This window comes from Paenibacillus sp. FSL R5-0486 (assembly GCF_037975155.1).
In the GTDB taxonomy this organism is placed as follows: Bacteria; Bacillota; Bacilli; order Paenibacillales; family Paenibacillaceae; genus Paenibacillus; species Paenibacillus amylolyticus.
Genome location: NZ_CP150237.1, coordinates 5,595,752 through 5,617,403, shown reverse-complemented (window position 1 = coordinate 5,617,403; position 21,652 = coordinate 5,595,752). Strand labels below are relative to the sequence as shown.

Sequence of the window (21,652 nt, the reverse complement as noted above, 5' to 3'; positions counted from 1 at the left end):
TGGAGGTGATATGGATGACCATGCTTCAAGTGAATGGAGTGCAGATCCCATGTAAAGGGATCCTGTTCGATAAAGATGGAACACTGCTGGAATTCCTTCAGCTATGGGGGCCGTGGGCAGAGACGTTGCTGAGTCAGTTACAAGCACGTATGAATGAGCTTGGAGCTTCATTTACGGTTGAACGGGAGCACGTCTTAGGCACCATTCATAATGCAGAAGGTCACATTGTCGGCTATGATCCGCAAGGTCCACTTGCCATTGCGACTGTGGATGAGTGCACGGGATTGCTTGCCGGGCAGTTATATGCAACAGGCATTCCATGGAATGAAGCGATCACAACGATACGCCAATTTTCAAGTGTAGCCATGAGATCGGTAAGAGAGCGCAAATCGGCTGAACCGATGCCAGGATTACTTGCTTTCTTACAAAGTTGCAGGGCAGCAGACATACCTCTGGCAGTCGTCACTTCAGACAGTACAGCGGCAGCAGAAACACATCTGGGTTGGATGGGGATACGTTCCTTTTTCACCTCCATTGTGGGCTGTGATCGGGTGACCCAGGGCAAACCGGATGGAGAAGCAGCACTCTTGGCTTGCCGTGAATTACATATCGATCCTGCGGAGGCCGTTGTAATTGGAGACAGCAATGGGGATATGCAGATGGGGCGGCACGCAGAGGTATCCTATACGCTCGGTTACGGTCCGCAGTTAGATCAAGGATCTCACCTGGTTGATGCCCATGCCATTATTCGTCATTATAATGAGATAAGCGTTATTTTATAAGTCACCCTGACCTGATTGGACTATATAAATTGAACTAACATTTACACGAAATGGAGAGGATAGAAATAACCTGAAGAAACGGAGCGTTCGCCTAAAAGCTTTCTAAAAGAAAGCTACATCGGAAGCATATGCTATCCTCGGATTTTCCCCTTAGGAAAGGAATCAAAAAAAATCTGGGGATAACAGCGATCGGAAGGTTGTTCTGTCATCGGAGTGGTCAGTGTAAATATTCTTTAGTTCAATTTATATAGTAAATAAAAGGAGGAGAGAGGATGAACGCAACAGAACAACTGGCTGCCTGGATTCAGGAAAGCTCCCGGATTGTTTTTTTCGGAGGGGCAGGGACTTCAACGGAAAGCGGGATTCCCGACTTCCGCTCGGCTGCGGGTCTGTATCAGACGGAGCAGCATTCGCCTTATCCACCGGAAGAGTTATTAAGCCGACATTTTTTTGATCAACATGCCGATATTTTTTATGATTTTTATCGTGGCAAAATGCTTCATCCAGATGCGGAACCGAATGGGTGCCATCGACTATTGGCCCGTCTGGAGCAGGAGGGAAAACTTCAGGCAGTGATCACGCAAAATATCGACGGACTACATCAGAAGGCAGGCAGTAGCAATGTTTTTGAGCTTCACGGTTCAATTCATCGTAATGCCTGCATGGATTGCAAGCAGTTTTATACGCTAAATGATATTATACAGTCCCAAGATACCGTGCCTCGCTGTACCACATGTGGTGGTGTGATCAAACCGGATGTGGTGCTGTACGAAGAGGAGCTGAATCAGACGACATTGTATCGTTCCATTGATGCACTGTCTTCTGCAGATCTGTTACTCGTGGGAGGCACGTCACTGACGGTATATCCGGCGGCCCAGTTAATTACGTATTTTCAGGGAAAACATACCGTTCTGCTCAACGCTACACCTACCGCTTACGACAGCAGGGCTGATTTGCTGATTACAGAGCCGATTGGTGAGGTAATGAATAATGTGGACCAGCTTCTTGGTTGAACGTATGGACTGAATAACCGCATTCTCCGGTATAGACCGGATACAAGAGGCGGAACCTGGGGAAAGAAGGGATTCATAATGGTCTACGTAGCAAGCGATACTCGCTATGAAACGATGAAATATAACCGCGTTGGACGTTCAGGTTTGAAACTGCCAGCGATTTCACTGGGGCTGTGGCATAATTTTGGCGGTATTAATAACGCTGAGAATGGCCGTAATATGATTACCCGATCATTTGATCTGGGTATTACACATTTTGATCTTGCCAACAATTATGGCCCACCGGCAGGTTCGGCAGAGCAGTTATTTGGACAGGTACTGGCCCAGGATCTGAAACCTTATCGTGATGAACTGGTGATCTCCACCAAAGCGGGGTATTATATGTGGCCCGGACCGTATGGCGAGTGGGGTTCACGCAAAAATCTGGTATCCAGTCTGAATCAGAGCTTGAAGCGTATGGGCCTGGATTATGTAGATATTTTCTATTCACATCGTTATGATCCCGAAACACCTTTGGAAGAAACGATGATGGCACTGGATCATATTGTTCGCTCGGGCAAAGCCCTTTATGTGGGGATATCCAACTATCCCGCAGAGCAGACAAGACAGGCTGCCGAAATTCTGAAAGGTCTGGGTACGCCTCTGTTAATCCATCAACCGAAATACTCGCTGCTGGACCGCTGGATTGAAGATGGTTTGCAGGACGTGCTGGATGAGTATGGAACAGGTAGTATTGCATTCTGTCCATTGGCACAAGGTGTGCTCACGAACAAATACTTGAATGGTATCCCGGAAGACTCACGTGCCAAAGGACCGTCGGTATTCCTGAATGAAAACAACATCTCTCCAGAGACGCTCCGCAAAGTGCGTGCGCTGAACCAGATTGCAGCAGCCCGTGGTCAGAGTTTGGCCCAATTTTCACTCTCATGGGTGCTGCGTAATGGCAGGGTAACTTCTGCGCTGATTGGCGCAAGTCGTCCTTCCCAGATTGAAGAGAATGTGGCTGCACTGAGCCAATTGGATTTCTCTACAGAGGAATTGGAACGGATTGAATCCATCCTGTCTCCAGAGCCTGATGACAAATAAATAAAGTGCAAAAGGTGCATCTTAGCCATAATGGCGGAATGCACCTTTTTTTGTCATACGTGTTCCGTCCGTTGTGTTGCTCACCGTTTGATTTGTTGAGCATTCTGCTGTAACCCCTGATGTAGTGGACGGGACAATATTTTCTCTCGATACAAGCTAGGCGCTTCACCGTGAAATCGTTTGAACTGTTTGGAGAAATATAGCGCGTCTGGCAGTCCAACCGATGCAGATAACTGTTCGATGGACAGATCCGGGCGTTCTCTCAGGAGTTGGCGCGACTTGTCGATCCGTAGTTTTAGCAGATAGGTGACTGGTGAAAGGCCGGTTTCCTGTTTGAAAATACGGGATAAATACGCGCGGTTGTATCCAAGACTCGCAGACATTTGTTCAATGGAGACAGGATAGGCATATTGGGTAGACATATATTGAATCATCTGTTTCACCGTACGTCGGATGGAGGATTCACCTGGAATTAAGGTTTGGCCCTGCGAAAGGTGATTCTGTGCTTCGGCTAGAATCATATATAACGTACCCAGTGATGTGAAATGGGAGCTTTCTTTGCGCTCGGCAAAAGCATCCTGCATCACGGATAGCCAATCGGATATTCCACAGGATGGTCCAGCATGAAAAACGGACTTCTCCGGGCGGAACCCGGCTTCCTCGGTATGTTGGCCAGCCTGGCTGCCTGTGAAGGCAATCCAGCGATATTGCCATGGGTTGCGGGCGTGAGACTGGTAACTTACCAGTTGCCCAGGATGAATGAGGAAACAATCACCTGCGGATAACTCGTAGGTGTGCAGTTCGGTACGGAACGTACCCGCCCCTTTTTCTACATAATGCAGCAGATAATAATCAAACAATTTAGGACCGAGGGCGTGACCCGGAAGGGTTTGGCTTGCTCCGGCAAACAGGACATGCAGTGCGCCTTGTTCATAATAGACCGGATTGGAGGCAACCGAATAACTGAGTGCTCCGCTTTTACCGGAAGGTGATTCCTGTATTTTTTCGTTAGAAGATGCAAGGGATTCTTTCTTGGGGTTGGATTGATCTGACATGGTCGTTTCCTTCTTTCCGGGATGCTCCGATCATTATACGCCTTAAGGTCACATTTATCCATATGAAACACACATGGTTGCATTACAAGAGGCACCGCTTTCTTATATAATAACATTAAGAAAACCACAACAACGAGGCGAGGTGCACCAGCAGTGAACGTAACTGAATTGAAACAAAAGTTTATTGAGAAGTACGGAGAGAGTGGAGCGGACATCCGTGTATTTCATGCCCCTGGGCGTGTGAATCTGATCGGTGAGCACATTGACTATAACGGTGGATACGTGCTTCCGGCAGCACTTGAATTCGGAACAACTTTGATCATTCGTGAGCGTCAGGACAACAAGCTGCAACTGGCTTCCACGAACATGTCTTATGAAGGGGTACTGGACACTTCCTCCATTGGTAAGGAGAAAACCGGAGAATGGACTGACTATCCTGTTGGTGTCATGGTTGAACTGCAAGGCAAGGGCGTGAATGTAACAAAAGGGTATGACTTCCTGTACCACGGGGAGATTCCGAACGGGGCAGGACTTTCATCGTCTGCATCACTGGAGGTACTTACCGGATTTGCGATTCAGTCTCTGGAGGGTGTATCGGATATTGACACGGTTCAACTGGCGCTTTTGTCCCAGAAAGCGGAAAATGAGTTCGTAGGCGTCAACTGTGGAATCATGGATCAGTTCGCTGTCGCAAACGGTGCTCAGGATCACGCGATCCTGCTGATGTGTGACACACTGGAATACGAAAAGGTTCCTTTCCGTACAGGCTCCTACAAATTGGTCATCGGTAACACAAACAAACGCCGCGGTCTGGTGGATTCGGCTTACAATGAACGTCGCTCCCAATGCGAGCAGGCACTTGCCATCTTGAAGGAACAGCTGCCTGCACTGAATTATCTGGCTCAATTGACGCCAGAGCAGTTCGTAACGCTACAAGATCAGATCAAGGATGATAAAGTAAGACAGCGTGCACAACATGTTGTGGAAGAGAACGCACGTGTTCTCGCATCGGTCGAAGCATTGCAGGGTAACGATCTGGAAACCTTCGGCAAGCTGATGAACGCTTCTCATGAATCGCTTCGTGACTTGTACGAAGTAAGCTGTGATGAGCTGGATGTTATGGTTGAAGAAGCTCAGCGGATTCCAGGCACGCTTGGTGCCCGGATGACTGGCGCAGGATTTGGCGGTTGTACCGTATCACTTGTGCATGAGAATGATGTCGAGCGTTTTGTAAGTGAAGTGGGCGCTGCATATGAAGCGCGTACCCGTCTCAAAGGTGATTTCTATGTATGCGGTGTGGGTGACGGTGTTAAAGAATTGAAGGAGGCGAAGTAAAATGGCAATTTTGGTGACAGGTGGAGCAGGGTATATTGGATCTCATACGGTAGCAGCATTGTTGGAACGTGGAGAAGAGGTTGTTGTACTGGATAACTTGCAGACAGGGCATCGTGAAGCGTTGCTCGGCGGTAAGTTGTATGAAGGGGATCTGCGTGACAAAGAAATTCTGGCGAAGCTGTTCGCTGAGAATTCAATCGATGCAGTCATTCACTTTGCAGCCAACTCACTCGTAGGCGAGAGTATGAAAGACCCGGTTAAATATTATGACAACAACGTGTTTGGTACACTCTGTCTGTTGGAAGCGATGAATGCAGCGAACGTACGCCGCATCGTCTTCTCCTCTACAGCAGCTACCTACGGTGAGCCTGAGAAAGTGCCAATCGAAGAGAGCGATCGTACAGAACCAACCAACGTATACGGCGAAACAAAGCTGATGATGGAACGCATGATGTCATGGTTCGATAAAGTTCAGGATATCAAATACGTTTCCCTGCGTTACTTCAATGCAGCCGGTGCTCATGACAGCGGTAAAATTGGTGAAGATCACCAACCAGAGAGTCACCTGATTCCACTGGTGCTGCAAACGGCTTTGAAACAACGCCCGCACATCGCCGTGTTTGGTGACGACTATGCAACAGAAGATGGCACATGTATCCGTGACTATATCCACGTGAGCGACTTGGCTGATGCACATCTGCGTGCAGTAGATTATCTTCGCAAAGGTGAGAACAGCAATGTGTTCAACCTGGGTAACGGTACAGGATTCTCGGTAAAACAAGTGATCGAAACAGCTAAAAAAGTGACTGGCCTCGATATCCCGGTTGTACAGGAGCCACGTCGTGCAGGTGACCCGGCTGTGCTGGTAGCTTCATCTGCAAAAGCGAGATCTGTCCTGGGCTGGAATCCGAAATGGACCAATCTGGAAGATGTTATTCAAAGCGCTTGGAGCTGGCACCAATCACGTCCTGACGGCTACGGAAAAAACTAGGAGGCGAACACCTTATGTCACAGACTCATATTGCAGCAGGTGCCACGGAGCGGACACCGGAGCAGCAGGAAGCACTGCATGCCATTGAACGTCTGGTTGCATTTGCCTTGCAGAAACAATTAATCGAGGAAGCGGATTGGGATTATAGCCGCAACCTCTTGCTGGAACAATTCGGATTCTCAGAGCCTTATGCCGGCGAGTTGGACACGAATGTGCCCGATGGCCCACAGGCTATGCTGGATACGTTGATCGATTATGGATTTTCCATTGGACTTATTCCTGAAAATAGCGATACGTTCCGTGACTTGCTGGATGCCAAAATCATGGGTCATCTGATGGCACGCCCATCCGAGGTGGTACGCGCATTCCGCCACACGGAGCAGACGGAAGGCATTGAGGCGGCCACATCTCAATTCTATGACTTGTCGATTAACTCCAACTACATTCGGATGGATCGGATCTCGAAGAACGTCTACTGGACACAGGACACGGCCTATGGAGACATGGAGATTACTATCAACCTGTCAAAACCGGAGAAAAGTCCAAAGGAAATTGCCATGGCGAAATTGCTTCCGCCGCCGGTATATCCTAAATGCCAGCTGTGTCGTGAAAATGTAGGTTACGCTGGTCGGGTGAATCACCCGGCCCGCCAGAATCTGAGAGTTATTCCGTTGGAGCTTAACAACGAGCCTTGGTTGTTCCAATACTCGCCGTATGTGTACTACAACGAGCACTGCATCATTTTCCATCATGATCATGTGCCGATGAAGCTGACGAAGGATACACTGCGCAGACTACTTGCGTTTGTCGGGGAGTACCCGCATTACTTTATCGGATCTAACGCGGATCTGCCGATTGTAGGTGGGTCGATTCTGACACATGACCATTTCCAGGGTGGACGTCATACATTCGCTATTCAAAATGCACAGCCAGAGGCGGTCTTCCGCCATGCGGATGCACCTGGACTTACATTGAGTCTCGTGAAATGGCCAATGTCCGTAATGCGTCTGGCTTCACACGATCCTGCAGAGTTGCTTGAAGCGGGTAACGCCGTATATGAAGCGTGGAAGGTCTACAGTGATTCTGCTGTGGATATCGAAGCATTCAGTGAAGTGGACGGGGAACAAGTACCACACAATACGGTAACACCAATCGTTCGTCGCAGTGCAGATGGTGGTTATGAGATGGATCTTGTATTACGTAACAATCGTACGAATGATGTGCATCCAGAAGGCATTTTCCATCCGCACCGTGAAATGCACCATCTGAAGAAAGAAAACATTGGTCTGATCGAAGTGATGGGGCTTGCCATCCTGCCAGGTCGTTTGAAAGAAGAACTCGACAGTATCGCGGATATTCTCGCTGGAGATGCCAAACTTGCTGAAGCCGCCAAAGCTTCTGATCATGTGTTGAACAAACATCTGGGCTGGGCGGAAGAATTGATTGAACGGTTTGGTCCTAACCTGGACAAAGAACAAGCCGTTGCCATTGTACAGCAGGAAGTCGGCTTGAAATTCGCCGAGATTCTGGAACATGCAGGGGTCTACAAATATGATGAAGCAGGACGCCAGGCTTTCCGTCGTTTTGTGAGCAGCATGGGATACACTGAATAGACATGTATAACGATGAACACCAGCCCATAATACAAGGGCTGGTGTTTTTTTGAATATGATTTTTAACGGAGTTGTGAGCCAGTCGTTTGTTCTGTTGGAATTGAACGATAGATCAGGGCAGCTAGCTCGGCTCGGGTTAGGGAGTCATCTGGCCTGAACTGTCCGTGATATCCCACAACCATTTGAGTCTCGGCCAGTGTGGCTATGTAGTCGTGAGCCCAGTGGGAGGAGGGGACATCCTCAAAAGAACTCGATTGGATCAGCGGCAGGTCAAGCGCGAGCACCAGGATTTTTGCTGCCTCGGCCCGTGTAAGTACCGCATCCGGATGGAAGAAATCATTTAAGCCGTTTGAAATATGGAATCCATCAATAAGGCCGACCTCCTGTAGTCGAGATATAGCATCAAAGTAGGGATGTGTCGGCTCTACATCTTCAAAGGGAGTAGCCTTTCGGATTATTGGTAGCTCAAACGCTCCGATGATTATACCAGCCATGTGTTTACGCAAGATTGGCTGATTAGGCCTGAATGTGGCATCGGGATATCCTGTTATCAGACCACGTGCAGCGATACTTTCAATCATCAAGCGTGCCCAATGGGTTGAAATATCACTGAACACAACTGGGGTCAAAGGTGTTGTTGGTTCTTTAGGTTTAGGTTCAACTTTAAGTTTAGGTTCGGTTTTAAGTTCCGTTCCTGTATCGGGTTCCTGGGATGATGCGTCAGTAATAGAGCTACTGGTCCAGAAAGAAGGACTGCCACCATGGTTTTCAGAGCTATCAGTCTTTACCCATTTGGCATATAGTGTTATGTCCCGACTTACAGTATCTCGGTCAAAATTCCAGGGAAGAGATAATGCCGAATCTATGTACCATCCATCAAATGAAAACCCGCTCTTGCTGGGCTGAGTGGGAGGCGCTATTGCTTGATTATTCCTAGTAATAGTAGAGGAAACGGGGCTTCCGCCTTGAGAATCAAAAGAGACGGTCAAAGCGGAAATGGGATCTTCCTTATTCGTATATTTGGACGCAGTTGTCACTGAACTCGTCCACTTGGCGTACAGCGTGATGTCCCCAGTCACGGTATCTCTTGCAAAATCCCAGGGAAGGGAGTATACCGAATCTATGTACCAGCCTTCAAACAAAAACTCGTCCTTGGTAGGCTGAGTGGGAGGTACAATGGTTTGCCCATAAGTGGCTTGAGTGACCGCAACCTCGGTCCCTCCATTGGAGTCGAAGGAGACGACCATATTCAATTTTTGAAAGGGAATGCTATAAAAGTTAGCGAAGTTTTGAGCCTCTGAAGGATCAAAACCCGTAATAATAAGGGATGAGTTACCATCAAACGCTAAGAAACCAATTGACAAGACACTAGCTGGAATGAAGACAGTCGCCAACCGATTGTCCGCAAATGCCATAGCCCCGATAGAGGAGACACTATCCGGAATGACGACAGAAGTCAGTTGATTGTCCATAAATGTAGCATGTCCAATGGAAGAGACACGATTTGGAATAACAATGGAAGTCAGCTGGTTAGATGCAAATGCCCAGTATCCAATAGTTGAGACATTCTCTGGGATAACGACAGTAGTCAGTTTATTGTTTGTAAATGCACTATTTCCGATCGACATAACAGTCTCTGGGATAACGACAGAGGCCAGTTCGTTGTTAGTGAATGTGGAGTTCCCAATTGTGGATACACTGTCCGGAATGACGACAGAGGTCAGCCGGTTGTATGCAAATGCCAAGTCTCCAATAGTCGTGACAGTCTCTGGAATGACGATAGAAGTCAGTTGATTGATTTCAAATGCCCTTTCTCCAATAGTGAAGACGGTATGCGGAATAACTACAGAAGTCAAATGATCGCTGTAAAATGCTTTTTCACCAATAGAAGTAACTGGTTGACCGCCAATGGTTTCGGGAATAATGACATCTTTCGAAGTGCCCACATAGTCGTTTATTGTGATTCCATGAGCATTAGCGCTCGTTATGAAGTCTTTTTCTTTATTCGGCTCAGCATACATAACCATCTGTCCCCAGGGTACGAGGAACATTAGCAGAGCAAAGACGAAGATGCTTGCTTTTTTCAATCCAATAACCTCCTTATATTTATATTAAGAATTTTGAAGTTCTTTTGGTTACAGTACAACTGTTAGATGATATTAACAATACTGAATCTCCAATAGGTGACCCGAGGGGACATGGGGGCGCGGTATTTGAATGACGGCACTCATATTCGTTCTCAGAAATGGAAGATGTCAGTTCCCGCATGTATAATGGTGGAAAGCCATTGAATACATAACTCAATGAAGAAACGGGGACGAATAATTGGAAAAGAAGGCATTGAATATTCCGTTGATTACAGATGCTGAGGAACTGCAAGGCATGGTGGGTGAACCGCATGAACATGTGCGTAACAAGGCAATTTCATTTGTGGATTCACATGTTCAGAACTTTCTATCCATGTCACCGTTATTTTTCCTCTCCACCTCCGATCGTGATGGAAAAAGTGATGTGTCACCTCGGGGTGATGGAGCAGGATTTGTGAAAGTCTATGATACATATCGGCTCGTTTATCCCGAACGCCCAGGCAATCGGCGGATAGACTCGTTGTTGAACATGTTGTCGAACCCTGGTATTGGTATGCTCTTTTTGATTCCGGGTATGAATGAAGTGCTGCGTATTAATGGCACAGCATCCATTACTAAGGATGAGGAATTCATCGCCAGTATGGGCTGGAGTGGTAAAACCATAGGTGCGGCTGTCATTGTAGATGTGGAAGAGTGTTTTATCCATTGTCCGCGGGCATTCAAACAGGCTGGATTATGGGCCACAGAAACATGGGTGGATGCTGAGAATTTGCCTTCATCTAGCGAGATGTTTCGAGCTCATTTGGAGATTAACGGGTTGTTATAAAGTGAGTGACTATCGATTTGTTTTTCTATAAACAGGGTACTATAATTGGAGTTGCACAAAAATACTAAACTCCATTGGAGGCGACAATAGATATGAGATCTTTCCAATTCTATAATCCAACTCGGCTGATTTTCGGCAAAGGACAACTGGAAGCATTAAAGACAGAAGTGCCGAAATACGGTAAACGGGTTCTGCTTGTATATGGTGGCGGCAGTATCAAACGCAGTGGTCTGTACGATCAAGTGATCGGTTTGCTTAAGGAAGCTGGAGCAGAAGTGACTGAACTGGCAGGTGTGGAACCTAACCCACGTCTTTCTACGGTGCATAAAGGGGTAGACCTCTGTAAAACAAATAACATCGACCTGATCCTCGCTGTAGGTGGCGGCAGTGTACTGGACTGCTCCAAAGCTATTGCTGTAGGTGCCAAGTATGATGGCGATATGTGGGATTTTGCTCAGCGCAAAGCTGTTGCACAGGACGCTCTTCCACTCGGTACCGTATTGACGATGGCGGCAACTGGTTCGGAGATGAACTCCGGTTCGGTTATTACGAATCAGGATACACAAGAAAAATTGGGCTGGGGTAGCGCTTATTCATTCCCTGCATTCTCTATCCTGGATCCGGTGAATACATACACTGTTCCGCTGGACCAAACGGTATACGGCATGGTGGATATGATGTCCCACGTATTGGAGCACTACTTCCATCTGGATGCTAATACACCGGTTCAACTCGGCTTCTGTGAGACGATTCTGCGTACTGTCATGGAAGCAGCACCTCGTCTGGTTGAAGACCTGGAGAACTATGAACTGCGCGAAACAATTCTGTATTGCGGAACAATGGCACTGAATGGCGTGCTGAATATGGGTCTCGCAGGAGATTGGGCAACACATAATATTGAACATGCGGTTTCCGCAGTGTATGATATCCCACACGGCGGTGGACTTGCAATCTTGTTCCCACACTGGATGAAACATAACCTGGACGTGAATGTGGATCGATTCAAACGTCTGGCAATTAATGTATTCGAAGTGAACCCTGAAGGCAAGTCGGACAGACAGATTGCCGAAGAAGGTATCGATGCGCTCAGCAAATTCTGGACATCCATTGGTGCACCTAACCGTTTGGCTGATTACGATATCGATGATAGCCAGATCGACGTAATGGCAGACAAAGCGATGCTGTTTGGCCCATTCGGTAATTTCAAGAAACTGCAACGGGAAGATGTTGTATCCATCTACAAGGCTTCTCTGTAATTCTATAATCACTGACAAGTGAACGGACACATCCTGTTGTCCAATAAACCGCAAGTCTCCTTCATGGGGGCCTTGCGGTTTTTTCATGTATTCGGGCTGTACACGTGAATGATGGAGGAACATGAAGCAAGAAGAACAGAATGTCGTGATAATACCCATTATCGGGTTCAGAATACATTTGAGGAAAGATTTTGAAACATTTTGATGTTAGCTACGTATTTATTTACATGTGGAATGCCCAGTTAGGATGAATTTGCGGCAGAGAGAGGAGGAACAGGGGATGGAGACAATTTATTGGGGTTGTCTAATCGGAGGAGCAATATTTGCGGTTGTCAGCCTTGTACTGGGTGACTTGATCGACGGCTTGCTGGACGGAGCCTTCGAAATGCCAGGTCTTGATTTTTTCAAACCTGTTGTGTTAGCTGGTTCCATTACAACCTTCGGTGGGGCAGGCATTATGCTGACACGTTATAGTTCATTAAGTGCGATGTCGGGTCTAATATTATCCCTGCTTATAGGTATTGCTGCAGCCATGCTGGTATTCTTCGCATATATCAAACCGATGCGTAACAGCGATGTCTCGATTGCATTTTCAATGAAAGAGTTATCTGGGAAAATTGGGGAAATTACCATTCCGGTGCCGGAAAAAGGTTTTGGCGAAGTGATGATTCGTTTTGCTTCCGGCAGTACGATTCAAACGGCATCCAGCTTTGAACACCTCCCCATTGCGGCGGGAGCACGTGTAGTTGTGGTCGATGTTGTAGATGGTGTACTGCGTGTGTCGGAATGGGATGAAAATGTTCTTAAAGATTTATAAAGTATTCTTATCACCTAAGTAGTTTAAGCACTCATCATGAATGAATAAGGGGAGAGATGTGGAATGGATAATTTGAATTTGAATTGGGATGTATTGCTGATTCCTATAGTTGTAGTCGGTGTCATTCTAATTTTAGGTTTGGCTTTCTGGGCGAGATACAAAACGGTTGGACCGGATGAGGCGATGATCGTTACGGGATCATTCCTGGGTAGCAAAAATATCTCCGATGATGATTCTGGACGGAAAATTAAGATTGTTCGTGGTGGCGGTGCATTTATCCTGCCGATATTCCAGCAATCCGAATTTATCTCCTTATTGTCCCACAAGCTGGATGTCTCCACACCTGAAGTGTACACGGAGCAAGGGGTTCCGGTTATTGCTGACGGTGTAGCTATTATCAAGGTTGGAGGCGCTGTAGAAGACGTTGCTACGGCAGCTGAGCAATTCATCGGTAAACCTGTAGAAGCGCTGAGAAGCGAAGCACAGGAGGTACTGGAGGGGCATTTGCGGGCCATCCTCGGTACAATGACGGTGGAAGAAGTATATCGGAACCGGGATCGGTTTGCGCAAGAGGTTCAAGGCGTAGCAGCTAGAGACCTGAAGAAAATGGGCCTTCAAATTGTTTCATTTACCATCAAGGATGTTCGTGATAAACAGGGCTACTTGGATGCTCTCGGTAAACCGAGAATTGCTGCTGTGAAGCGTGATGCCGAGATAGCTGAAGCGGAAGCGATGCGTGATGCACGTATTCAGAAGGCCAATGCGGAAGAGCAGGGTCAAAAAGCAGAGTTGCTGCGTGATACCAATATCGCTGAGGCGGCCAAAGAGAAAGAACTGAAAGTAGCCACGTTTAAGCGGGATCAGGATACAGCCAAAGCGGAAGCCGACCAGGCGTACCATATCCATGAAGCTCGTGCGAGACAGACCGTGGTGGAAGAAGAAATGAAGGTTGAACTCGTTCGTAAAGAACGTGAGATCGATCTCCAAGAAAAAGAAATCGTCGTACGTGAGAAGCAATACGATGCCGAAGTGAAGAAAAAGGCAGAAGCGGATCGTTATGCGGTAGAGCAGGCTGCCGAAGCGGATAAAGCCAAAAGAATGCGTGAAGCCGATGCAGTACAGTATTCCATCGAAACACATGCCAAAGCAACAGCTGAGCAGAAGCGACTTGAAGGTCAGGCCATGGCGGATGCGGAACTTGCCAAAGGTACAGCAGATGCAGAAGTTATTCGTTTGCGTGGTCTTGCAGAAGCAGAAGCAAAAGAAAAACTGGCCGAAGCGTTCCAGAAGTTTGGCGAAGCAGCTGTACTCGATATCATTGTCAAAATGCTGCCTGAACTGGCTGGCAAAATTGCAGAGCCAATTGCATCCATTGATAAACTGACGGTGGTAGATACAGGTAAAGGTGAAGGTGCAGCACGAGTGAGTAACTATGTTACCGAACTTATGGCGACCGCTCCAGAGATGCTCAAAAGTGTATCCGGCATCGATGTAGAGCAGCTGATTAAGGGCCTTACGAAGTCTAAAACACCTGCGCCAGTTGCCATTCAACAGAGCGAGGCTGTTACAACTCCTTCTATAATCGACAAGATTGTGGAAAGAGCTGGAGTTGACGAGTAAGAAGCACTTCGAATCTTGCATGGTTGCTCTATTGACCTTAAGGCGAATTTTTGTTACTTTTTAAGCGAGACGTCCGGCGCGGTTTGCCCGCTCCGGGTGTCTTTTCGTTCGTAACAGGGTGTGACTTAATCACACCTAAGATGGTGTGAAAAAGAGGTGCAAACAATGAGCAACTTGCATGTAGATAAAGCGCTAAATAATAATGTAATCATTGCACAGCATCCAGAACACGGGGAAGTCGTTGTTATTGGTAAAGGCATTGGCTTTAACCGAAAACCGAGTGATCACATTCCATTGATGGCTGTGGAGAAAATGTTCATTTTGAAAAACCAGCAGGAGCAAGAGCAGTACAAACAGCTTCTTCCACAGGTGGATGAAGCACTGATCGAGATTATTAACGAAGTTATTACGTATATTGCAGAGCGTACGGACGTTCCTCTGAATGAACATATCCATATTGCATTAACCGATCACATTTCTTTCGCGTTAAAACGCAAGGAGCAGGGCATTATCATACAAAATCCATTTTTATATGAAACCCGCGAGATTTATCCTGAAGAATATCGAATGGGAGAATACGCTGTTCGTCTGATCAAAGAGAAAATGGGTGTAGATCTGGGGATGGATGAGATTGGTTTTGTTGCCCTCCATATCTATAGCGCAATGACCAATCAAAATATATCCCAGGTACGTGAGCATTCACAATTGATCACTGATTTGGTGAACCTGGTGTCTGATCAACTCGATTATTCGTTTGAAACGGAATCGCTGGATTACTCTCGTTTGCTGACGCATCTTCGGTTCGCCCTTGAGCGTGTTCGCCGTGGAGACAAAGTGGAAGAGCTTCATAAGTTGGATTCCCTACTTAAGTTAGAGTATCCCGAAATGTACTCGCTTGCATGGAAACTGACCAAAGTAATGGAGAAAAGACTGAAACTGCCGGTTTATCCTGCAGAGGTAGGTTATCTGACCATTCATCTGCAAAGGCTGAATCAGCGGAAGGAAGAAGAGAATAAGTGAGATCATTCCAGTGATGGAATGTGGAATTTATTTTTTTGGTGTAAAGGCTTGCAATAGATTAGAACTGGTGCTACAATGGTTTCCGTAATCAAGCAACTGAATAAACATAAGCGACGTGTTACTGACTCGATCAGGCATGAGTTAATTAAAGTGTGATTGTTCTTTCCTTGTACAGGGTATGCTATACCCCAAGGTTGGCACAGTTTACTTTATTAATTCATGCCTTTTTTTGTGTTCCCTTGCTTGCATCACAACATATAAATTAGACGAAAGGGAGAAACGACGCGATGTTCAAAAAGCTTTTTGGTGTATTGCAAAGAGTAGGTAAAGCTCTCATGTTGCCTGTAGCCATTCTACCTGCGGCAGGTTTGCTGCTCGGAATTGGTAACATGCTGGTTAATCCAGATTTCTTGCAATATGTAACGGCGCTCGACACCCCTTGGGTGAACTCGATCGCAACAATTATGATGAACGCAGGTCAGATCGTATTTGATAATCTGGCATTGCTGTTCGCCGTCGGTGTAGCCGTCGGATTGGCCGGTGGCGAAGGGGTTGCAGGTCTCGCAGCGATCATCGGTTATCTGGTCATGAACGTCACACTGGGTACCGCAGTAGGGGTTACTCCTGCCATGATCGGTGAAGTACCGGGTTATGCCAGCATCTTGGGTATCCCAACATTAAGTACAGGCGTGTTCGGAGGTATAATCATAGGTATTGCCGCCGCGCTGTGTTACAATCGATTTTTCAAAATCGAACTGCCGTCTTACCTCGGTTTCTTTGCAGGTAAACGTTTCGTTCCGATTATCACTTCGGTTGTTTCCCTCTTAATCGGGTTGCTTCTGGTGATTATCTGGCCGCCGATTCAAAATGGATTGAATACTGTATCTCACTTCATGGTAGATACAAGCCCGACATTGTCGGCATTCATCTTCGGAGTTGTGGAACGGTCATTAATTCCGTTTGGTCTTCACCACATTTTCTACTCCCCATTCTGGTTTGAGTTTGGTGAGTATGTGAACAAAGCTGGAGATGTCATCCGTGGTGACCAGCAAATCTTCTTCAATCAATTGCGTGATGGTGTGAACCTCACAGCGGGAACATTCCAAGTTGGTAAATTCCCGTTCATGATGTTTGGTTTGCCAGCAGCGGCACTTGCGATGTACCATGAAGCAAGACCGGAGCACAAAAAGTATGTTGCAGGTATCATGGGTTCAGCTGCGCTAACCTCGTTCCTGACAGGTATCACAGAACCACTTGAATTTTCGTTCCTGTTTGTAGCACCAATCCTGTTTGCAGTACACTGTATCTTTGCAGGTTTGTCTTTCATGACCATGCAAATTCTGGGTGTAAAGATCGGTATGACCTTCTCCGGTGGGTTCATTGACTTCCTGATCTTCGGGATTATTCCAAACCGTACACCTTGGTGGGACGTTATTATTGTCGGATTGGTTCTTGCGGTGATCTATTACTTCGGTTTCCGGTTTATCATTCGCAAATTCAATCTCAAAACACCAGGACGTGAAGATGCAACGCCTGAAACCGAATCTGGCGGAGGCTCTGGTTCAACGGATGACCTGCCACATAACATTCTCGAAGCTTTCGGTGGCAAGGAAAATATCAAACATCTGGACGCTTGTATTACTCGTTTGCGGATTGAAGTTAATGAGAAATCCAATGTGAAAAAAGATCGTTTGAAACAATTGGGTGCATCTGGTGTACTTGAAGTGGGTAATAATGTTCAAGCCATCTTCGGAACACGTTCCGACACGATCAAATCTCAAATGCAGGATATTATTGCAGGACGAACACCAGCACCAACGCCAGCAGCTGCCAAACCAACTCCTGAAGAGGAAAAGGCACAAGGTGAGCAAGGCGAGCGCATTGTTGCTGAGGATATCGTCATGCCAGTCAATGGTGAATTGCTGGACATTACAAACGTACCTGATCCGGTCTTTGCTGAGAAAATGACAGGTGATGGATTCGCAATTTTGCCACATGATGGTACGATAACTTCTCCTGTGTATGGTAAAGTGTTTAATGTATTTCCAAGCAAACATGCCGTGGGCATCATGTCCGATGGTGGTAAGGAAGTGCTTGTTCATATAGGTGTTAATACGGTGAAGCTGAAAGGTCAAGGCTTTAACGTACTGGTACAGGAAGGTGATCTGGTATCGGCAGGTCAGCCGATTATGGAAGTGGATCTGGAGTATGTCAAAGCAAATGCTCCTTCGATCATTTCACCAGTTATTTTCACTAACCTGCCAGAGGGCTCCACAGTAACTCTGAAGAAGAGCGGAGTGCTGAAAGTTGGCGAACAGCCAATCATTGAGATAAAATAAGAAGTGTTACGACTATGGCAAGCAAGTGTAAATATATGCAATGCCTAAACCAAACTACTGAAAGTGAGATGATTGTAATGCAACAAACATTCAGAATTACAGACGAAGATGGTATCCACGCACGTCCGGCGACAGCCCTGGTTAATACAGCAAACAAATTCAAAGGTGCAGAATCCTTTGCAGAAGCTAACGGTAAAAAAGTAACTTTGAAATCCATCCTGGGTGTTCTTTCCCTCGGATTGGAACAAGGCGACACTATCAGCATCATCGTTGAAGGCGAAGGCGAAGCTGAAGCTCTTCAAGCTTTGACTGACGTTATGGTTAACGAAGGGTTGGGCGAAATTAATGCTTAATGTCTCCGGGATCGCGGCTTCGGCGGGTATTGCTATCGCCAAGGCGTTTATCTTGGAGCATCCTGACTACTCTGTAGAAAAACGCCAAATTAACGACGTTGACGCAGAGATCGCGAAACTCGACTCAGCTCTGGGTAAATCCCAGGCTGAGCTTGAGGCGATCAAAGAGCGTACTTTACAAGAGCTTGGCGAGAAAAAAGCTGAAATTTTTGCTTCGCATTTGCTCATTCTGAATGACCCGGAACTGATTGATCCGGTTAAAGCTAGAATTACGGATGACATGATCAATGCAGAATTTGCTTTGAACGAAACGGCATCGCAATTTATCTCCATGTTTGAGAACATGAAGAGTGCTTACCTGCAGGAACGTGCTGCAGATATGCGTGACGTTACCAAACGTGTGCTAAATCACTTGCTTGGTATCGACTTCATGAGTCCAGCTGAGATCAATGAAGAAGTGATTGTGCTTGCGGAGGATCTAACACCTTCCGACACGGCTCAATTGAATCGCCAATTTGTTAAGGGTTTTGCAACTAACATTGGCGGACGCACTTCTCACTCGGCGATTATGGCTCGCTCTCTTGAAATTCCAGCTGTTGTTGGAACCAAGGACATCTTGGCTCAAGCGAAACAAGGCGATATGATTATTGTTGACGGTCTGGATGGTCACGTACTGGTTAACCCTACTGATGAAGTTATTGCTGAATACCGTGCCAAACAGGAACAGTATGATGCACAACGTGCAGAGTGGAGAAAACTTCGTGATGAGCCAACGGTAACGGTGGACAACGTTCATGTTGAACTTGCAGCCAACATCGGTACACCGAATGATGTAACAGGTGTTCTGGAGAACGGCGGCGAGGCTGTAGGCCTGTACCGTACCGAGTTCCTTTACATGGGCAGAGACAAGCTCCCTTCCGAAGACATTCAGTATAATGCTTACAAAGCGGTACTGGAAAAAATGGAAGGTAAACCTGTTGTTGTTCGTACACTCGACATCGGTGGAGACAAAGAGCTTCCATACCTGGATCTGCCAAAAGAAATGAATCCATTCCTCGGCTTCCGCGCAGTTCGTCTGTGTTTGGACCGTCTGGATATCTTCCGTACACAATTGCGTGCATTGCTGCGTGCAAGCGTACATGGAAACCTGCGTGTCATGTTCCCAATGATCGCAACACTCGGTGAATTCCGTGAAGCAAAAGCTGTCTTGCTCGAAGAGAAAGAGAAGCTGGTTGCTGAAGGTATTGCTGTTTCTGACAGCATTCAACTCGGAATCATGGTCGAAATTCCTTCGACTGCAGTTCTGGCGGATCAATTTGCCAAAGAAGTGGATTTCTTCAGTATCGGAACGAACGATCTGATTCAATACACGATGGCTGCTGACCGCATGAACGAACGAGTGGCTTACCTGTATCAACCTTACAACCCAGCCATTTTGCGTTTGGTTAAAATGGTTATCGATGCAGCGCATCGTGAAGGCAAATGGGTTGGCATGTGTGGTGAGATGGCAGGAGACGAAACAGCAATTCCATTGCTGCTTGGTCTTGGATTGGATGAGTTCAGCATGAGCGCAACCTCCATTCTGCCAGCTCGTAGTCAGATCACCAAGCTGTCCCGTGCGGATATGCAGGAACTGGCTGCTAAAGCTCTGGATATGCAAACGGCTGAACAAGTCGTTGAATTGGTTCAAAGCATTCAAGCGTAATTTTGCCGGGGTTTCCTCCGGATTTGAGGTTTTTTCTTTTTCCGATAATGAGCTGCATTGATGTAGCGATTTTGCCGGTATCCGCGATTCATTGTGGATATCGGCTTTTTTTGTTGCTCGAACGTATAGGAAGTAACAGGGGAGTACGAAGAGAAAGGTCCTCTAATGTCTAGCCAAAAAAATGCTCTTACTGATGGAGTTAACATCAGCAAGAGCATGGATTAGTAATTCACTTAGTACTTAACTGCAAGCGCAGTTAAGTACAGGTTTGCGGGCCGCGGTAGTCTCATCGAGTCGAGTAACCGGTGTGCCATAAGGTGCGTTTAGTACCAATTCAGGTGTCTCTTCCGCTTCTTTGGCAATCCGTATCATCGTATCAATGAACCCATCCAACGTTTCTTTACTTTCAGTTTCTGTCGGCTCGATCATGATGCATTCTTCCACGTTGAGCGGGAAGTACACCGTAGGCGGATGATATCCAAAATCAAGCAATCGTTTGGCAACATCAAGTGTGCGCACACCGTATTGCTTCAAACCCCGACCAGACATAACGAATTCATGTTTGCATACGCCCGGATACGGAATCTCGTAGTAAGGGGCGAGACGGGCCATCATATAGTTGGCATTCAGTACCGCACATTCAGAGACACGGCGTAAGCCTTCCGGTCCATAGGTGCGAATGTAAGCATAGGCACGTACCAGAATACCGAAGTTGCCGTAGTAGGCTTTCACCCGGCCAATGGATTGATCGCCTTCACGATCGAATGCATACATACCGTCATTATTCTTGATCACCATTGGTTTAGGCAGGAACGGAATCAGGCGGCTCTTCACACCGACTGGTCCGGCGCCAGGTCCACCACCGCCATGAGGTGTGCTCATCGTTTTGTGCAAGTTCAGATGCACCACGTCAAAGCCCATATCACCCGGACGGGTAATGCCCATAATGGCATTGGAATTGGCTCCGTCGTAATACAACAAGCCACCAGCCTGATGTACGATGGATGCAATCTCCTGAATGTCTTTCTCGAACAAACCAAGTGTATTGGGGTTGGTCAGCATCAATGCTGCTGTATCGGAACCAACGGCTGCACGGAGTGCGTCCAGATCGACCAGTCCGTCTGCGCGGGATGGAATCGTCACAGTCTCAAATCCTGCAACGGTTGCACTTGCCGGGTTGGTACCATGCGAAGAATCGGGCACGATGACTTTGGTACGTTGTTCGCCACGCCCTTCGTGGTAGGCACGAATCATCATAAGTCCAGTCCATTCTCCATGGGCACCAGCGGCTGGTTGCAAGGTCACAGCGTCCATACCTGTCAGACCTGCAAGGTCGTTTTGCAACGTATATAACAGTTCAAGTGCACCTTGAATGCTGGATTCATGCTGGTACGGATGGATTTTGGCAAAACCGTTGTAACGGGCAACATCCTCATTAATCTTTGGATTGTATTTCATCGTACAAGAGCCCAGTGGATAGAATCCGTTATCTACGCCGAAGTTGCGGCGGGACAGAGCGGTATAGTGTCGAATAACATCTACCTCAAACACTTCCGGCAGTGCTGCTACTTCCGAACGGAGCATTTCCCGGGGAATCAACGTATCGGAGGCCTGACGAGGAACGTCACATTCTGGCAAGGAATAAGCGACACGCCCAGGACTGCTGAGTTCAAAAATCAATGATTGTTCCGGAGCAGGAGTTAAGGTCTGTGCACTAAATGTTGTATTCGTCTCAGGTTGAACCGAAGTAGAGA

17 protein-coding genes are annotated in these 21,652 nt (G+C 47.0%); 14 read left to right on the top strand and 3 right to left on the bottom strand.

The genetic code is table 11. The features are described from left to right. Positions 1-14: 14 nt before the first annotated feature. From MKY01_RS24825 to mgrA, 3 genes are all read left to right on the top strand, one after another. Positions 15-782 (top strand): HAD family hydrolase, encoded by a 768-nt coding sequence (locus MKY01_RS24825; protein ID WP_127551091.1) that lies wholly within the window; start codon positions 15-17, stop codon positions 780-782. A 272-nt stretch (positions 783-1,054) separates the two neighbouring features. Then, the gene (locus MKY01_RS24820; protein WP_339283995.1) at positions 1,055-1,795 is read left to right on the top strand and encodes an NAD-dependent protein deacylase; all 741 of its coding nucleotides are present in this window, start codon (positions 1,055-1,057) and stop codon (positions 1,793-1,795) included. A 78-nt stretch (positions 1,796-1,873) separates the two neighbouring features. Next, positions 1,874-2,881, top strand: coding sequence for an L-glyceraldehyde 3-phosphate reductase (gene mgrA / locus MKY01_RS24815; RefSeq protein ID WP_036616991.1), 1,008 nt, complete (start codon positions 1,874-1,876; stop codon positions 2,879-2,881). Between the two features lie 80 nt (positions 2,882-2,961). Here mgrA and MKY01_RS24810 read toward each other — a convergent pair whose 3' ends face one another. After that, entirely contained in the window at positions 2,962-3,936 is a 975-nt protein-coding gene (locus MKY01_RS24810; RefSeq protein WP_339283994.1) for an AraC family transcriptional regulator, read from the bottom strand. A 153-nt stretch (positions 3,937-4,089) separates the two neighbouring features. On the opposite strand from MKY01_RS24810, the gene MKY01_RS24805 reads away from it, so the two are divergent. Genes MKY01_RS24805 through MKY01_RS24795 form a run of 3 tightly spaced genes read left to right on the top strand, consistent with a single transcriptional unit; the run spans position 4,090 to position 7,875 of the window. Beyond that, entirely contained in the window at positions 4,090-5,271 is a 1,182-nt protein-coding gene (locus tag MKY01_RS24805; RefSeq protein ID WP_339283992.1) for a galactokinase, read from the top strand. Position 5,272: 1 nt separating this feature from the next. Next, on the top strand, positions 5,273-6,262 hold the full coding sequence (galE, locus tag MKY01_RS24800; protein ID WP_017686840.1) for a UDP-glucose 4-epimerase GalE: 990 nt from the start codon (positions 5,273-5,275) through the stop codon (positions 6,260-6,262). 14 nt (positions 6,263-6,276) lie between these two features. Beyond that, on the top strand, positions 6,277-7,875 hold the full coding sequence (locus tag MKY01_RS24795) for a UDP-glucose--hexose-1-phosphate uridylyltransferase (RefSeq protein ID WP_282320437.1): 1,599 nt from the start codon (positions 6,277-6,279) through the stop codon (positions 7,873-7,875). A gap of 62 nt (positions 7,876-7,937) precedes the next feature. On the opposite strand, the gene MKY01_RS24790 is transcribed toward MKY01_RS24795, so the two are convergent. After that, on the bottom strand, positions 7,938-9,962 hold the full coding sequence (locus MKY01_RS24790) for a leucine-rich repeat protein (RefSeq protein ID WP_339283991.1): 2,025 nt from the start codon (positions 9,960-9,962) through the stop codon (positions 7,938-7,940). A gap of 238 nt (positions 9,963-10,200) precedes the next feature. Between MKY01_RS24790 and MKY01_RS24785 the strand changes: the two genes are divergently transcribed. The 8 genes from MKY01_RS24785 (at position 10,201) to ptsP (ending at position 19,898) form a co-directional block, all read left to right on the top strand. After that, positions 10,201-10,788, top strand: a complete 588-nt coding sequence (locus tag MKY01_RS24785; RefSeq protein WP_255319957.1) for an MSMEG_1061 family FMN-dependent PPOX-type flavoprotein — start codon at positions 10,201-10,203, stop codon at positions 10,786-10,788. 92 nt (positions 10,789-10,880) lie between these two features. Then, on the top strand, positions 10,881-12,044 hold the full coding sequence (locus MKY01_RS24780; RefSeq protein ID WP_047844049.1) for an iron-containing alcohol dehydrogenase: 1,164 nt from the start codon (positions 10,881-10,883) through the stop codon (positions 12,042-12,044). Positions 12,045-12,324: 280 nt separating this feature from the next. After that, positions 12,325-12,861 (top strand): hypothetical protein, encoded by a 537-nt coding sequence (locus tag MKY01_RS24775; protein ID WP_017686844.1) that lies wholly within the window; start codon positions 12,325-12,327, stop codon positions 12,859-12,861. Between the two features lie 63 nt (positions 12,862-12,924). Continuing rightward, positions 12,925-14,481, top strand: a complete 1,557-nt coding sequence (locus tag MKY01_RS24770; protein WP_036617002.1) for a flotillin family protein — start codon at positions 12,925-12,927, stop codon at positions 14,479-14,481. Positions 14,482-14,646: 165 nt separating this feature from the next. Further along, positions 14,647-15,501 carry a PRD domain-containing protein gene (locus MKY01_RS24765; RefSeq protein WP_036617005.1) on the top strand — a complete coding sequence of 285 codons (855 nt, stop codon included), beginning with the start codon at positions 14,647-14,649 and terminating at the stop codon, positions 15,499-15,501. 287 nt (positions 15,502-15,788) lie between these two features. Then, positions 15,789-17,840 (top strand): glucose-specific PTS transporter subunit IIBC, encoded by a 2,052-nt coding sequence (ptsG, locus tag MKY01_RS24760; protein ID WP_339186016.1) that lies wholly within the window; start codon positions 15,789-15,791, stop codon positions 17,838-17,840. Between the two features lie 77 nt (positions 17,841-17,917). Beyond that, positions 17,918-18,193, top strand: a complete 276-nt coding sequence (locus tag MKY01_RS24755; RefSeq protein ID WP_036617010.1) for an HPr family phosphocarrier protein — start codon at positions 17,918-17,920, stop codon at positions 18,191-18,193. Beyond that, positions 18,186-19,898: a phosphoenolpyruvate--protein phosphotransferase gene (ptsP, locus tag MKY01_RS24750; RefSeq protein WP_339283990.1), complete on the top strand. Its 1,713-nt coding sequence runs from the start codon at positions 18,186-18,188 to the stop codon at positions 19,896-19,898. The genes MKY01_RS24755 and ptsP overlap by 8 nt, the downstream gene beginning before the upstream one ends. A 240-nt stretch (positions 19,899-20,138) precedes the next feature. On the opposite strand, the gene gcvPB is transcribed toward ptsP, so the two are convergent. Next, positions 20,139-21,578 carry an aminomethyl-transferring glycine dehydrogenase subunit GcvPB gene (gene gcvPB, locus MKY01_RS24745; RefSeq protein ID WP_339287259.1) on the bottom strand — a complete coding sequence of 480 codons (1,440 nt, stop codon included), beginning with the start codon at positions 21,576-21,578 and terminating at the stop codon, positions 20,139-20,141. Between the last annotated feature and the right edge of the window lie 74 nt (positions 21,579-21,652).

Coding starts and splice junctions, on each gene's coding strand:
- MKY01_RS24775 (WP_017686844.1), top strand. CDS start 12,325: ATGGAGACAATTTATTGGGGTTGTCTAATCGGAGGAGCAATATTTGCG.
- MKY01_RS24795 (WP_282320437.1), top strand. CDS start 6,277: ATGTCACAGACTCATATTGCAGCAGGTGCCACGGAGCGGACACCGGAG.
- MKY01_RS24755 (WP_036617010.1), top strand. CDS start 17,918: ATGCAACAAACATTCAGAATTACAGACGAAGATGGTATCCACGCACGT.
- MKY01_RS24825 (WP_127551091.1), top strand. CDS start 15: ATGACCATGCTTCAAGTGAATGGAGTGCAGATCCCATGTAAAGGGATC.
- ptsP (WP_339283990.1), top strand. CDS start 18,186: ATGCTTAATGTCTCCGGGATCGCGGCTTCGGCGGGTATTGCTATCGCC.
- MKY01_RS24770 (WP_036617002.1), top strand. CDS start 12,925: ATGGATAATTTGAATTTGAATTGGGATGTATTGCTGATTCCTATAGTT.
- MKY01_RS24810 (WP_339283994.1), bottom strand. CDS start 3,936: ATGTCAGATCAATCCAACCCCAAGAAAGAATCCCTTGCATCTTCTAAC.
- MKY01_RS24780 (WP_047844049.1), top strand. CDS start 10,881: ATGAGATCTTTCCAATTCTATAATCCAACTCGGCTGATTTTCGGCAAA.
- MKY01_RS24765 (WP_036617005.1), top strand. CDS start 14,647: ATGAGCAACTTGCATGTAGATAAAGCGCTAAATAATAATGTAATCATT.
- ptsG (WP_339186016.1), top strand. CDS start 15,789: ATGTTCAAAAAGCTTTTTGGTGTATTGCAAAGAGTAGGTAAAGCTCTC.
- mgrA (WP_036616991.1), top strand. CDS start 1,874: ATGGTCTACGTAGCAAGCGATACTCGCTATGAAACGATGAAATATAAC.
- MKY01_RS24820 (WP_339283995.1), top strand. CDS start 1,055: ATGAACGCAACAGAACAACTGGCTGCCTGGATTCAGGAAAGCTCCCGG.
- galE (WP_017686840.1), top strand. CDS start 5,273: ATGGCAATTTTGGTGACAGGTGGAGCAGGGTATATTGGATCTCATACG.